Below are 13,530 nucleotides of genomic sequence, written 5' to 3' on the forward strand. Positions count from 1 at the left end.
GACCGGGGTCGGCGGGGCCGCCCCCGGCTCTCACATGCGGGAGACGTTCCGCTCGTACACCAGGCGCAGGCCGATCAGGGTCAGCCAGGGCTCGTGCTCGTCGATCTCCTTGGAGTCGGCGAGGACCATCGGCGCCAGGCCGCCGGTCGCGATCACCGTCACGTCCGACGGGTCGCCGCCGGGGCCGACGAGCTCCCGCTTCATGCGGGCGACGACGCCGTCGACCTGGCCCGCGTAGCCGTAGACGATGCCGGACTGCATCGCCTCGACCGTGTTCTTGCCGATGACGCTGCGCGGCCGGGCCAGCTCGATCTTGCGGAGCATGGCCCCCTTGACCCCGAGCGCCTCGACCGAGATCTCGATGCCCGGCGCGATCGCCCCGCCCGCGTACTCCCCGCGCGCGGTGATCGCGTCGTACGTCGTCGCCGTACCGAAGTCGACGACGATCGCCGGGCCGCCGTAGAGCTCGACGGCGGCGACCGCGTTGATCACGCGGTCCGCGCCGACCTCCTTGGGGTTGTCCGTGAGGACCGGGACGCCCGTCTTGACGCCGGGCTCCACCAGGACCGCCGGAACGTCCCCGTAGTACCGCCGCGTGACCTCGCGCAGCTCGTGCAGCACCGAGGGGACCGTCGCGCAGATGGCGATCCCCTCGATGCCGTCGCTCAGCTCGACGCCGAGCAGCGGGTGCATGCCCATGAGGCCCTGGAGCAGGACCGCCATCTCGTCGGCGGTGCGGCTCGGATCGGTGGAGATCCGCCAGTGCTCGACGATCTCGTCACCGTCGAAGAGACCGAGGACCGTGTGCGTGTTGCCGACGTCGATGGTGAGCAGCATCAGGCCCGCACCTCGCGCAGGTCGAGGCCGATGTCGAGGATCGGGGAGGAGTGGGTGAGGCCGCCGACCGCCAGGTAGTCCACGCCGGTCGCGGCGTACGCGGCCGCGTTCTCCAGGGTCAGCCGGCCCGAGGACTCCAGGACGGCGCGGCCCGCGACGAGGGCGACGGCCTCCTCGGTCTCCGCCGGGGTGAAGTTGTCGAGCAGGATCAGGTCGGCGCCCGCGTCCAGGACCTCGCGGACCTGGTGCATCGTGTCGACCTCGACCTCGATGGGCAGCTCGGGGAACAGCTCGCGCACGGCCTTGAAGGCCTCGGCCACGCCGCCGGCCGCCACCACGTGGTTGTCCTTCACCAGGGCCGCGTCGGAGAGCGACATGCGGTGGTTGACGCCGCCGCCGCAGCGGACCGCGTACTTCTCCAGGGCGCGCAGCCCCGGCGTCGTCTTGCGGGTGTCGCGGACCTTGGCCTTCGTGCCCTCCAGGGCGTCCGCCCACGCGCGCGTGGCGGTGGCGATGCCGGAGAGACGGCACAGGATGTTGAGCGCGCTGCGCTCGCCGGTGAGCAGGTCGCGGGTGCGCGCGGTGACGCTGAGGAGCACCTGCCCGGCCTCGACGCGCTCGCCGTCCTCGACGTGCCGCTCGACCTCGAACTCGTCGTCGCAGACGATCGAGAGCACGGCCTCGGCCACGCGCAGACCGGCCACGACACCGGCCTCGCGGGCGGTGAAGTCGGCGGTGGCGACGGCGTCCTCGGGGACGGTCGCCACGGTCGTCACGTCGACGCCGCCGTCGAGGTCCTCGGCGATCGCGAGGTGGGCGATGTCCTCGACCTGTACGGGGTCGAGGCCGGCGTCCGCGAGGAGCTCGGCGAGCGCGGGGTCGAGCCCGCACTCGAACTCCTCGCCGCCGCCGCAGCCACAGCCGTCGCCGCAGCCACCGGCCTCCTCGTCGGAGGAGACCGAGTTGATCTGGATGAGAGGGACGTCCACGGGCTTCGGACGGGCTTCCTCGGGCGTGGTCACTTACGGCTCCCTTGGGGCTTCGGAGGTGGGGGGAAAGTCATGCGTGCCGGTCGTCCGGACGTCGAGGGTCCGCTCCGGGGTGAGGCGTACGACGAGGTGCCGGCGCCAGTCCGTGTCGTCGCGGTCCGGGTGGTCCTCGCGCCAGTGGCAGCCGCGGGTCTCCTCGCGGCGGCGGGCGGCGGCGACCAGGACCCGGGAGACGCAGAGCAGGTTGGTGGTCTCCCAGGAGTCCACGCCCGGCTCGCCTGCCTTGGTGTCGTCGGTGCCGCCCGCGAGGGCGTCGCTGTGCAGCGCGTCGAGGGCCTCGGCGGCCTCCCGCAGGCTGGCCTCGGAGCGCAGCACGCCGGCGCCGGCCGTCATGATCCGCTGGATACGGGTCCGGGCGCCGGCCACGGGCAGCGGCAGGGTCACCGGGGTCGCGTGCGGCACCGGGACGCCCGGCGTGCGCGGGGCGGCGGCGATGATGTCGTCGGCGATCCGCTCGGCGAAGACCAGGCCTTCGAGGAGCGAGTTCGAGGCGAGCCGGTTGGCGCCGTGGACGCCCGTGCAGGCCACCTCACCGCACGCGTACAGGCCCGGGACGGTCGTCCGGCCCCGCAGGTCGGTGCGGACGCCGCCGGAGGCGTAGTGGGCGGCCGGGGCGACCGGGATGGGCTCCGTGATCGGGTCGATGCCGTGCGAGCGGCAGGCCGCGAGGATCGTGGGGAAGCGCTCCTCCCACATCGCGGCGCCGAAGTGGCGGGCGTCGAGGTACATGTTCTCGGTGCCGTGCTCCTGCATGCGGCGCGTGATCGCCTTGGCGACGATGTCCCGGGGCGCCAGCTCGGCCAGCTCGTGCTGCCCGAGCATGAAGCGGACCCCGTCGGCGTCGACCAGGTGGGCGCCCTCGCCCCGTACCGCCTCGGAGACCAGCGGCTGCTGGCCCTCGGAGCCCGCGCCGAGGAAGAGCACCGTGGGGTGGAACTGGACGAACTCCAGGTCGGAGACCTCGGCCCCGGCACGGAGCGCGAGCGCGACGCCGTCGCCGGTGGAGACCGCCGGGTTGGTGGTGGCGGAGAAGACCTGGCCCATGCCTCCGGTGGCGAGGACCACCGCGGGCGCGTGGACGGCGCCGACGCCGTCGTGCTGGCCCTCGCCCATCACGTGCAGGGTCACGCCCGCCGTACGGCCCTCGGCGTCGGTCAGGAGGTCCAGGACGAGGGCGTGCTCGATGGTGCGCACGCCCCGGTCCCGTATCGCCTCGACCAGCGCGCGGGAGATCTCGGCGCCGGTCGCGTCCCCGCCCGCGTGCGCGATGCGGCGGCGGTGGTGGCCGCCCTCGCGGGTCAGCGCGATCTCGCCGTCGGCGGTCTTGTCGAAGTCGGCGCCGGTCGCGATCAGCCGGCGGACGGCGTCGGGGCCCTCGGTGACGAGGGCGTGGACGGCCCGCTCGTCGCAGAGCCCGGCGCCGGCGACCAGGGTGTCGTCGAGGTGCTGCTCGGGGGTGTCGCCCTCGCCGAGGGCGGCGGCGATGCCGCCCTGGGCCCAGCGCGTGGAGCCGTCGTCGAGGCGTGCCTTGGTGACGACGACCGTACGGAGCCCGGCGGCGGTGCAGCGCAGGGCGGCGGTGAGGCCGGCGACGCCGGAGCCGACCACTACGACGTCGGCGTCGATGTCCCAGCCGGGGGCGGGGGCGTGCAGCCGTATTCCGGTCACTGGGTGGCTCCGAACATGGTGGACATGGTGGCTCCGAGAAGGAGGGGGACGTTGTCGATCAGCCGCGTGGCGCCCACGCGCGCGGCGACGGCGAGGATCGCCTCCCCGTCGTGGTCGTGGGCGACCTCGGTGAAGTCGGCCGGGTCGACGAGGGCCAGGTAGTCGAGGACGAGCGGCGGCTCGGCCCTCGACGCGTCGTCGAGCACCGTGCGGGCCGCGGCGCGTACGGCCTCGGCGCAGCCCTCGGCGGCCTGCGCGACCGCGTGGGCGTCGGCGGCGGCCCGTGCCTCGCCGAGCCTGGAGAGGGCCTCGGCGCGGTCCTGGGTGCCGGGCAGCGCCGCGGCACGCGCGCGCAGCGCCTCCTGGGCGGCGAGCCGGTCACGGGCGGCGAACAGCGCGCCGGACAGCGCGAGGGCGGTGCGGCGCTCGTCGGCCGACAGGTAGCGGTTGCGGCTGGAGAGGGCGAGGCCGTCCGTCTCGCGGACCGTCGGCACGCCGACGATCTCGACCGGGAAGTTCAGGTCGCGGACCATCCGGCGGATCAGGGCCAGCTGCTGGGCGTCCTTCTGGCCGAAGAAGGCCAGGTCGGGGGCGGTGAGATGGAGCAGCTTGGCGACGACGGTCAGCATCCCGTCGAAGTGGCCGGGCCGGGAGGCGCCTTCGAGGAGCTCGCCCATGGGGCCCGCGGTGATCCGGACCTGGGGCTCTCCGCCCGGATACACCTCGTCGACGGAGGGCGCGAAGACGGCGCTCGCGCCCGCCTCGAAGGCCACCTCCAGGTCGGCGTCGAGGGTGCGGGGGTAGCGGTCGAGGTCCTCGCCGGCGCCGAACTGGAGCGGGTTGACGAAGACCGTGACGACGACGAAGCCCTTGTCGCCGACGCGCTCGCGCGCGGCCCTGACCAGGGAGGCATGGCCTTCGTGGAGGGCGCCCATGGTCATGACCACGGCGTTCCCGCCGGGGGCCCCGAAATGGGCCACGGCGTCGTGGAGGTCCTCGGCCGTGCGCAGGAGCTCGGCCGGCTGGTGGGTGACTGGCCGGCCGCTCGCGGCGCGGTCACGGGCGAACAGGCTCATCGGTCGTCTCCTTGCGGCCCGTCGGCCGCTCCGGCGGCTCCGGTGGTGCCGGTCGCGCCCGCCGGGGGGTCGGCGAGCACGCCCAGCAGGTCCTCGGCCAGCTCGGGCTTGAGCAGGCCGTGCGCGAGCGCGCGGTCGGCGGTCGTGCGGGCCATCGCCAGGTAGCCGGCGACGGTGCCGGGCGCGTGCTTGCGCAGCTCGGCGACGTGGGCGGCGACCGTGCCGGCGTCACCGCGCGCGACGGGGCCGGTGAGGGCCGCGTCACCGGACCGCAGCGCGTTGTCCAGGGCGGCGCCGAGGAGCGGGCCCAGCATCCGGTCAGGGGCGGCGACCCCGGCCTTGTGCAGCAGCTCCATCGACTGGGCCACCAGGGTGACCAGGTGGTTCGCGCCGAGTGCCAGGGCCGCGTGGTAGAGCGGGCGGGCGTCCTCGGCGATCCACTCGGGCTCGCCGCCCATCTCGATCACCAGGGCCTCGGCCGCCAGCCGCAGCTCCTCCGGCGCGGTGACCCCGAAGGAGCAGCCGGCCAGCCGCTGGACGTCGACGGGGGTGCCGGTGAAGGTCATCGCGGGGTGCAGCGCGAGCGGCAGGGCGCCCGCGCGCCGTACGGGGTCCAGGACCCGGGCCCCGTACCGCCCGGAGGTGTGCACGATCAGCTGTCCCGGCCGTACGGCTCCGGTGTCGGCGAGGCCCTCGACCAGACCGGGCAGCGCGTCGTCGGGCACGGTCAGCAGGACCAGGTCGGCCAGGGCGAGGACGCGCGCGGGCTCCACGACGGGGACGTCGGGCAGGAAATCCGCGGCGCGGCGCCGGGAGGCGTCGGAGACCGCCGAGACGGCGACGGGGCGGTGTCCGGCGAGCCGGAGGGCGGCGGCGAGGGCGGGGCCCACGCGGCCGGCGCCGACGACTCCTACGGTGAGCCGGGCGGGTCGGTCCTCGGCTCGGGGCTCTGGCGCTGCTGATGCGTTCACGGTGGGGACGGCCTTCCGTTCCAGTCCTCGGCGGGTACCGGACGATTTCTGGTCATGCTACGCCAGCGTTTCGTGGTGCTCCGTGGCTGTCCACAGGGTGTGGGCGGTGGTGTGATGATCGGTGCATGAATCCTGTGGACCCTGTGGACGAGGAAGCGGCCCGGCTCTACCGGGCGAAGGTCTGGGGCGGCGCCGACCGCACGCTGTGGCGCCCCCAGGTGGACGGCACGGTGGGCACGCGGCTGCGTGAACTCGCCGACTGGGCCGAGTCCTCCGGCCACGGCGAGGGGCCGCTCGACATCTACGGGGACGGGCTCGTCGAGGACCTGGAACGGCGCGTCGCCGAGGAGCTCGGCCTCCCCGCCGCCGTCTTCTTCCCCACCGGCACGATGGCGCAGCAGGTGGCCCTGCGCTGCTGGGCCGGGCGGACCGGCAGCCCCGTCGTCGCCCTCCACCCGCTCGCCCACCCCGAGGTCCACGAGAGCGGCGCGTTCGGGGCCGTCTCCGGGCTCCGTACCGTCCATCCGACCGACGCGCCCCGGCTGCCGACGGCCGAGGAGGTACGGGACCATCCGGAGCCCTTCGGGACGCTGATGCTGGAGCTGCCGCTGCGGGACGCCGGCTTCGTGCTGCCGTCCTGGGAGGAGCTGACCGCGGTGGTGGAGGCGGCCCGCGAGCGCGACGCCGTGGTCCATTTCGACGGGGCGCGGCTCTGGGAGTGCACGACGCATTTCGGCCGTCCGCTCGCGGAGATCGCGGGGCTCGCCGACAGCGTCTATCTCTCGTTCTACAAGTCGCTCGGCGGGCATTCCGGCGCCGTGCTCGCCGGACCCGAGGACGTCATGGCCGAGGCGAGGGTGTGGCGGCACCGGTACGGGGGCCAGGTCTTCCAGCAGTACCCGGCGGCCCTCTCCGCGCTCCGCGGCCTGGACGAGGAGCTGCCCCGGCTGCCCTCGTACGTGGCCCACGCGCGCGTGGTGGCCGACGCGGTCCGGGAGGCGCTCACGGAGGCGGACACCGGGTGGTTCCGGGTCCGCCCCGAGACCCCGCACACCCACCAGTTCCAGGTCTGGCTGCCGTACGACGCCGAGAGGCTGACGGCGGCGGCCCTCGCCCAGACCGAGGCCACCGGCACGGTCCTCTTCCGCCGCTGGTTCACCCCGGGCGCGGGCGGCCCGCCCGGGGTCGCCGTGACGGAGCTGACGGTGGCGGGACCGGGCCTGGAGTGGACGCCGGAGGACGTGAAGGCGGCGGTACGGGAGTTCTTGTCCCGGCTGGGCTGAGGCACGGGGGCACGGGGCACGGGGGCACGGGGGCACGCGGGCACGGGGGTACGCGGGCCTCAGGGGTACGCGGGCCTCAGGAGTTCGCCGGGCTTCAGGGGTGCCCGGGGATCAGGGCGTGCGCGGGCTTGAGGAGGGGCGCGGGGTTCAGGGCGTGCCCCGAGCTCAGGGCGTGCGCGGGCGCAGCCGGCGGCGCAGGGCGGCCCCGAGACCGCCCCGCGCCGGGCGTCCCGCCAGGACCCGCTCGAAGCGACGCCGGTCGCGGACCGACCGCAGGACGGCGACGTCATGGGTGCCGGGCGCCGGCGGCATCGGCTCACCGAGCCGGGCGGCGCGGTACGTGTCGAAGAGGTACTGATGCGTCACGTTCATGTCCTCACCGTGCGCCGCGCCCCGGAGCGTCGGCCCGTCGTTTGACGAGGGTCGTCAAATGGCGCCCGGAACCGCACAGGGCGTCGATTGACGGCCCTCGTCAAACGACGCGACAGCGCCGCCGCCCGACCCCGCACCATAGGGGGGTGAGCGTGACCATCGACATCACCGGACTTCCGCACGAGCGGATCACCTTCTGCCCCTCGCCGCTGGCGGAGCTCGGCAACGCCCTGCACGCCCTCGCCGAGCCCGCCCATCACGCCCGGCTGCACGCCTGGACGACCGCCACCTCCGCCGCCATGAAGCCCGAGCTCGCGGACCGGCTGCACGAGGCCGACTTCATGTGGCGGTCCACCCGCTCCGACTTCCTGCTGCCCGCGAGGCCGCGCGAGACCCTCGCCGAGGAGCTGGACGACCTCGACCGCCTGGACGACGAGAAGTACGTCGGCGCGGCCCTGGAGATCTCCTGCAGCAGCCGCTACTCCGAGGGCATCCCGTCCCCGCTGGTCGACGAGCAGTCCCGCCGCCGCGCCCTCGACCTGGCCTCCGCGCGCGGGCCGCGCCAGGCGGCCTTCGTGGAGCGGATGCTGGCCGAGCCGACCGCCACGCGCGCGTGGATCCGCCGGCTCCTGGAGGACTGCGACGACGCGTTCTTCGCCGACACCTGGCGCCGGGTCCGCGTCCAGCTCGCCGCCGACGCCCGCCACAAGACCGAGCTGCTGCGCCGCAAGGGCCTGGCCGAGGCCCTGACGGCCGCCTCGCCCGCGCTCGCCCTGGAGGACGGACCGCACGGCACCCGGATCGTCGTCGACAAGCTGGTGCACGGCCGGACGGAGGCGCAGGGCGCCGCCGTGACGCTGGTGCCGACGGCGTTCGGCTGGCCTCACCTCTTCGCCACGAGCGCCCCCGGCTGGCAGCCGGTGATCCAGTACCCGGCCGCCACCCGTGACGTCGGCGGCGCCGAGCCCGTCGAGACGGTCAAGCTGCGCCTGGAGGCCATCGCCCACCCGATGCGGATGCGGCTGTGCCGCAACCTGGCGCGCGGCTCGTACTCCACGAGCGAGCTGGCCGACGCGTACGGCATCACCGCGCCCGAGGTCTCCCGCCACCTCACCGTCCTGAAGAAGGCGGGCCTGCTCACCACACAGCGCCGCGGCCGGTACGTGCTGCACCAGCTCGACTTCTCCGTCGTCGCCCGCCTCGGCAGCGACTTCCTGGAGAGCGTGCTGCGGTAGGACCCGGTCCCGGCCCGATGTGCCTGCCGGGCCGTCGACCGGGGCCCGGCAGGCCTCAGTCGAAGCGGATGTGGGAGAGGCCCACCCGGAGCCGCCGCAGCCGGTGCCGCAACGACCCGTCCGTGTTCGGCTCGGGCCGCAGTCCGGCCAGCTCCGCGACCCGGTCGGCCGCCTCCGGGACCGTCAGCCGGTCCGTACGGAGGTGGTGGGCGAACTCGGGGGCCGCCAAGCGCTCCAGGCACTCGTCCAGCTTGGCCACGGCGAAGCTCTCCCGCTTCAGTCCCCGCCCGAGGCCCCGCTCCACCAGCCGCCCCAGGACCGTCTCCCGCTCGGCGAGCAGCGCGACGTGACACACCCGGTCCGCGCCGTGGTCCGCGCGCAGCCTGCCGACGATCTCGGCGAAGTACGCCGGGTCGGTGAGCGTCATCGGCACGATCACGGGCCCGTGCCCGTACTCCCGCAGCGCCAGGTCCAGCACCTCGTGCACGCCCTGCCGCCAGGCCCGCAGGTCCTGGAAGTCACCTCTGAGCGCGGGCGGCAGCGTCCGGTGCAGCCCGAAGCCGATGTGCTCCGGGTCGCACACCACGCCGCCCGGCAGCCGGCGCCGGAGCTCGTACGCGGTCTGCGTCTTGCCCCCGCCGAAGGGACCGTTGATCCACAGCAGCATCGAGGCGCCCTCCTCGCTCAGTTCGCCGCGCCGCCGCCCGCCCGGACCAGGCCCGTCTCGTACGCGAGGACGACGACCTGGACCCGGTCGCGCAGACCCAGCTTGGTCAGGATGCGGCCCACATGGGTCTTCACCGTCGCCTCGGAGAGGACGAGCCGGGCGGCGATCTCGCCGTTCGACAGGCCCTGCGCGACCAGCATCATCACCTCGCGCTCCCGGTCGGTGAGCCGTCCCAGCTCCTTGCGCTCGGGCTCCTTGCCCGACGACGGCAGCATCGGCGAGAAACGGTCGAGGAGCCGCCGGGTGGTCGAGGGCGCCACCACCGCGTCACCGCTGTGGACCGAGCGGATCGCGCCGAGCAGCTCCGCCGGCGGCACGTCCTTCAGCATGAAGCCGCTCGCGCCCGCCTTCAGCCCCGAGAACGCGTACTCGTCGAGGTCGAAGGTGGTCAGGATCAGCACCTTCGGCGCGTCCGGCTGGGAGCAGATCCGCCGGGTCGTCTCCACCCCGTCGAGCTTGGGCATGCGCACATCCATCAGCACGACGTCGACCGCCGTCGAACGCAGCACCTCAAGCGCCTCGACCCCGTCGCCCGCCTCCGCCACGACCTCCATGTCCGGCTGGGCGGCCAGCACCATACGGAAACCGGTGCGCAGCAGCACCTGGTCGTCGACAAGCATCACGCGGATGGACATCAGATTCCTTCGGGGTCGTCAGTGAGCGGACTTGAGAGGGAGCAGGGCGCTGATCCGGAAGCCTCCACCGGGACGCGGGCCCGCGTCCAGCGTGCCGCCGACCATGCCGACCCGCTCCCGCATGCCGATCAGACCGTGGCCCCGGCCGTCGGCACCCCCGTCCTCGTACATCTCCTGCGGCGCTCCCCGGCCGTCGTCCTCGACGAGCAGTCCGAGGCCGTCGTCGAAGTACACCAGCCGGACGCTGGCCCCGACGTCAGGACCGCCGTGCTTGCGCGAGTTGGTGAGGGCCTCCTGCACGATCCGGTACGCGGTGAGCTCGACGCCGCTGGGCAGCGGGCGCGGGCTCCCCTCGATCGCGAAGTCCACGGTCAGACCGGCCCCCCGCACCTGCTCGACCAGGTCCTCGATCTGCTTCACGTCGGGCTGCGGCACGTACTCCCCGGCCTCCTGGTGCTCACCGGTCCGCAGGATGCCGAGCAGCCTGCGCATCTCGGCGAGCGCCTGCCGGCCGGTGGTGGAGATGGTGTCCAGGGCCTGCTTGGCGGTCTCCGGGGAGGAGTCCATGACGTACGCGGCGCCGTCGGCCTGCACCACCATCACCGACACGTTGTGCGCGACGACGTCGTGCAGCTCGCGGGCGATCCGGGCCCGCTCGGCGGCGACCGCGACCTTGGCCTGCGCCTCGCGCTCCCGCTCCAGGCGGGAGGCCCGCTCCTCAAGCTGCGCGAAGTAGGCGCGGCGGGTGCGGAGCGAGTCGCCGAGGACCCAGGCGAGTGCGAACGGGACGGTCATGATGACCGTGAAAAAGACCTTGGCCGCAGCGGACTCGGTCCCTTCCATGGGCCATCTCAGCTGGGAGAGCGTGGCGGCGCAGAGTCCGCCGGCCAGCGCGAGCCGGGACGCCCAGCGGGGTCCGTCGTGCGCGGCGACGGTGTAGATGATCACGAGCATGGCGAAGTCGGCCATGAACGGCGTCAGGCCGAAGGCGAGCTGCCCCAGCCCGAGGCCGACCGAGAGGACCAGCATCTTCTCCGGGGCGCGGCGCCTCAGGGCCACGACCAGGGAGAAGAGCACGGCGACGAGGGCGTACCCAACGGGATGGCCCTCCACCGTGCCCTGGCCGGCCGACACCACCCACAGCATGGAGAACCCCAGGAGGACGACCGCCCAGAAGGTGTCGACGCCCGTCGGGTGTCTGCGGATGAAGTCGTAAAGGCGCTGCACGTCACCCAGAGTAGGGAAGGGAGATAGGTGCAGGGATCAACCGTGGGGTCGATCCTTGGCGCGGGACCCGTACTCCCCGAGGTGGAGACTGGGGCGCGTGACGGATGAGACGTGTCAGTGGCAGGGGTGGCGGCAGGCCACGGAACGGGCGCTGTACGGCCCGGGGGGCTTCTATCTGCGACCCGAGGGGCCGGCGGGACACTTCCGCACCTCGGTGCACGCCTCCCCGCTCTTCGCGGCGGCGGTGGCCCGGCTGCTCGCCGAGGTCGCGCAGGAGCTGGGAACGTCCGAGGTCGACCTCGTCGACGTGGGCGCGGGGCGGGGGGAGCTGCTCACGGGAGTACTCACCGCGATCGGGAGCGGCGACGGCGCCACGGGCCGCATCACGGGTGACGCCACGGGCGACGTCACAAGCGACATCCCGGGTGGCCTGACGGTCCGGGCGTACGCCGTCGAGCGCGCGGACCGGCCCGCCGGGCTCGATCCCCGGATCGAGTGGACCGACCGGCTGCCCCGGGGCGTGCGGGGGCTCGTCTTCGCGAACGAGTGGCTCGACAACGTGCCGGTGGACGTCGCCGAGGCGGACGCCGAGGGCACGGCCCGGTACGTCGAGGTCCGCCCGGACGGCACGGAACGGCTCGGCGATCCCGTCTCCGGCGCGGACGCGGAGTGGCTGGCCCGCTGGTGGCCGCTGCGGGAGCCGGGCGCGCGGGCCGAGATCGGCCGGCCGCGCGACGAGGCCTGGGCGTCGGCGGTGGCCTCGCTGTCGGCGGGCCGCGCGGTGGCCGTGGACTACGCGCACGTACGGGACGCCCGACCGCCCTTCGGCTCGCTGACCGGCTTCCGGGCGGGCCGCGAGGTCCCGCCGGTGCCGGACGGCAGCTGCGACCTGACGGCGCATGTGGCGCTGGACGCGTGCGCGGCGGCGGTCGGCGACGGTGGCGGTGGCGATGCCGGCGGCAGCGGCGAGGACGGGCCGCGCGTGGCCGAGCTGGTCACACAACGGGAGGCGCTCGGGCGGCTCGGGGTGTCCGGCGGGCGACCGCCGCTCGCCCTCGCCTCGACCGACCCCGTCGCGTACGTCCGTGCCCTCTCCTCCGCCGGGGAGGCCGCCGAGCTCACCGCCCGCGGCGGTCTCGGCGACTTCCTCTGGCTGACCCGGCGGGTCCCGGGCGGGGCTACGAGGCCTCCGGGGGAGGGGGGATACTGACCGCATGACGGAGACGACGGTCGGCATCGGCGGCGCGGCGGAGAGCACCGACATGGTGCTGAACATCGGGCCGCAGCATCCCTCGACCCACGGTGTGCTCCGGCTGCGGCTCGTACTCGACGGCGAGGTCGTGCGGCAGGCCGAGCCGGTGATCGGCTATATGCACCGCGGCGCCGAGAAGCTCTTCGAGGCGCGGGACTACCGGCAGATCATCATGCTGGCCAACCGACACGACTGGCTCTCCGCCTTCTCGAACGAGCTCGGCGTGGTCATGGCCGTCGAGCGGATGCTGGGCATGGAGGTCCCCGAGCGCGCGGTGTGGACCCGCACGCTCCTCGCCGAGCTGAACCGGGTCCTCAACCATTTGATGTTCCTCGGCTCGTACCCCCTCGAACTGGGCGGTATCACCCCGGTCTTCCACGCCTTCCGGGAGCGGGAGGAGCTCCAGGCCGTGATGGAGGAGGTCTCCGGCGGCCGGATGCACTACATGTTCAACCGGGTCGGGGGCCTCAAGGAGGACCTGCCCGCCGGCTGGCTGGGCCGGGCCCGCCAGGCGGTCGCCGACGTCCGCTCGCGGATGGACGTGTACGACCGGCTCGTCCTCGGCAACGAGATCTTCCGGGGCCGTACGCGGGGGGTCGGCGTGCTGTCCCCGGCGGCGGTCCACGCGTACGGGGTGTCGGGGCCCATCGCCCGCGCCTCGGGCGTCGACTTCGACCTGCGCCGCGACGAGCCGTACCTGGCCTACGGGGAGCTCCAGGACACCCTGCGGGTCGTGGTCCGCGAGGAGGGCGACTGCCTGGCCCGGTTCGAGTGCCTGCTGGAGCAGACGCACAACTCCCTGGACCTCGCGGACGCGTGCCTGGACCGGATGGCGGAGCTGGCGCCGGGGCCGATCAACCAGCGGCTGCCGAAGGTGCTCAAGGCGCCGGAGGGACACACGTACGCGTGGACCGAGAATCCGCTCGGTGTGAACGGCTACTACCTGGTGTCCAAGGGCGAGAAGACCCCGTACCGGCTGAAGCTGCGCTCGGCGTCGTTCAACAACATCCAGGCGCTGGTGGAACTGCTGCCGGGGACGCTTGTCGCGGACATGGTGGCGATCCTGGGCTCGCTGTTCTTCGTCGTCGGCGACATCGACAAGTAGCGAGGACCTGACTGCGCCCCTGACCCGGGGCTTGGGGCTTGGGGCTTGGGGCGGTTGTCCCTGGCCCGGGGCCGGGGCTGTGCCCCTCAACCG

The 13,530-nt window shown here is 74.0% G+C and carries 13 protein-coding genes; 4 read left to right on the forward strand and 9 right to left on the reverse strand.

Going from position 1 to position 13,530, the window contains the following annotated elements; genetic code table 11:
- Positions 1-30: 30 nt before the first annotated feature.
- Genes E0F75_RS07055 through E0F75_RS07075 form a run of 5 tightly spaced genes read right to left on the reverse strand, consistent with a single transcriptional unit; the run spans position 31 to position 5,601 of the window.
- On the reverse strand, positions 31-837 hold the full coding sequence (locus E0F75_RS07055) for a type III pantothenate kinase (protein ID WP_187621655.1): 807 nt from the start codon (positions 835-837) through the stop codon (positions 31-33).
- A complete protein-coding gene (gene nadC, locus E0F75_RS07060; protein WP_187621656.1) occupies positions 837-1,859 on the reverse strand; it encodes a carboxylating nicotinate-nucleotide diphosphorylase in 1,023 nt (340 codons plus the stop codon). Before nadC ends, E0F75_RS07055 begins: the two co-directional genes overlap by 1 nt.
- Complete coding sequence (locus E0F75_RS07065) at positions 1,860-3,554, reverse strand: L-aspartate oxidase (RefSeq protein WP_187621657.1); 1,695 nt, start codon at positions 3,552-3,554, stop codon at positions 1,860-1,862.
- Positions 3,551-4,630: a pantoate--beta-alanine ligase gene (gene panC / locus E0F75_RS07070; RefSeq protein ID WP_187621658.1), complete on the reverse strand. Its 1,080-nt coding sequence runs from the start codon at positions 4,628-4,630 to the stop codon at positions 3,551-3,553. Before panC ends, E0F75_RS07065 begins: the two co-directional genes overlap by 4 nt.
- Positions 4,627-5,601, reverse strand: coding sequence for a Rossmann-like and DUF2520 domain-containing protein (locus E0F75_RS07075; RefSeq protein WP_187621659.1), 975 nt, complete (start codon positions 5,599-5,601; stop codon positions 4,627-4,629). The genes panC and E0F75_RS07075 overlap by 4 nt, the downstream gene beginning before the upstream one ends.
- A 125-nt stretch (positions 5,602-5,726) precedes the next feature.
- Here E0F75_RS07075 and E0F75_RS07080 point away from each other — a divergent pair, with 125 nt between their 5' ends.
- The gene (locus tag E0F75_RS07080) at positions 5,727-6,884 is read left to right on the forward strand and encodes a low specificity L-threonine aldolase (protein WP_187621660.1); all 1,158 of its coding nucleotides are present in this window, start codon (positions 5,727-5,729) and stop codon (positions 6,882-6,884) included.
- 165 nt (positions 6,885-7,049) lie between these two features.
- Here E0F75_RS07080 and E0F75_RS07085 read toward each other — a convergent pair whose 3' ends face one another.
- Complete coding sequence (locus tag E0F75_RS07085) at positions 7,050-7,256, reverse strand: hypothetical protein (protein ID WP_187621661.1); 207 nt, start codon at positions 7,254-7,256, stop codon at positions 7,050-7,052.
- A gap of 146 nt (positions 7,257-7,402) precedes the next feature.
- Between E0F75_RS07085 and E0F75_RS07090 the strand changes: the two genes are divergently transcribed.
- Positions 7,403-8,491: a DUF5937 family protein gene (locus tag E0F75_RS07090; RefSeq protein WP_187621662.1), complete on the forward strand. Its 1,089-nt coding sequence runs from the start codon at positions 7,403-7,405 to the stop codon at positions 8,489-8,491.
- A gap of 55 nt (positions 8,492-8,546) precedes the next feature.
- On the opposite strand, the gene E0F75_RS07095 is transcribed toward E0F75_RS07090, so the two are convergent.
- The 3 genes from E0F75_RS07095 to E0F75_RS07105 are packed head-to-tail and all read right to left on the reverse strand — an operon-like array spanning position 8,547 to position 11,080.
- On the reverse strand, positions 8,547-9,158 hold the full coding sequence (locus E0F75_RS07095) for an AAA family ATPase (RefSeq protein WP_187621663.1): 612 nt from the start codon (positions 9,156-9,158) through the stop codon (positions 8,547-8,549).
- A 17-nt stretch (positions 9,159-9,175) separates the two neighbouring features.
- Positions 9,176-9,853 (reverse strand): response regulator transcription factor, encoded by a 678-nt coding sequence (locus E0F75_RS07100; protein ID WP_187621664.1) that lies wholly within the window; start codon positions 9,851-9,853, stop codon positions 9,176-9,178.
- Positions 9,854-9,871: 18 nt separating this feature from the next.
- The gene (locus tag E0F75_RS07105; protein ID WP_187621665.1) at positions 9,872-11,080 is read right to left on the reverse strand and encodes a sensor histidine kinase; all 1,209 of its coding nucleotides are present in this window, start codon (positions 11,078-11,080) and stop codon (positions 9,872-9,874) included.
- A 97-nt stretch (positions 11,081-11,177) separates the two neighbouring features.
- Here E0F75_RS07105 and E0F75_RS07110 point away from each other — a divergent pair, with 97 nt between their 5' ends.
- Positions 11,178-12,290: an SAM-dependent methyltransferase gene (locus E0F75_RS07110; RefSeq protein WP_187621666.1), complete on the forward strand. Its 1,113-nt coding sequence runs from the start codon at positions 11,178-11,180 to the stop codon at positions 12,288-12,290.
- 4 nt (positions 12,291-12,294) lie between these two features.
- Positions 12,295-13,437, forward strand: coding sequence for an NADH-quinone oxidoreductase subunit D (locus E0F75_RS07115; protein WP_187621667.1), 1,143 nt, complete (start codon positions 12,295-12,297; stop codon positions 13,435-13,437).
- Positions 13,438-13,530: the final 93 nt, after the last annotated feature.

Source organism: Streptomyces sp. CB02980, assembly GCF_014451325.2.
Classification (GTDB): Bacteria; Actinomycetota; Actinomycetes; order Streptomycetales; family Streptomycetaceae; genus Streptomyces.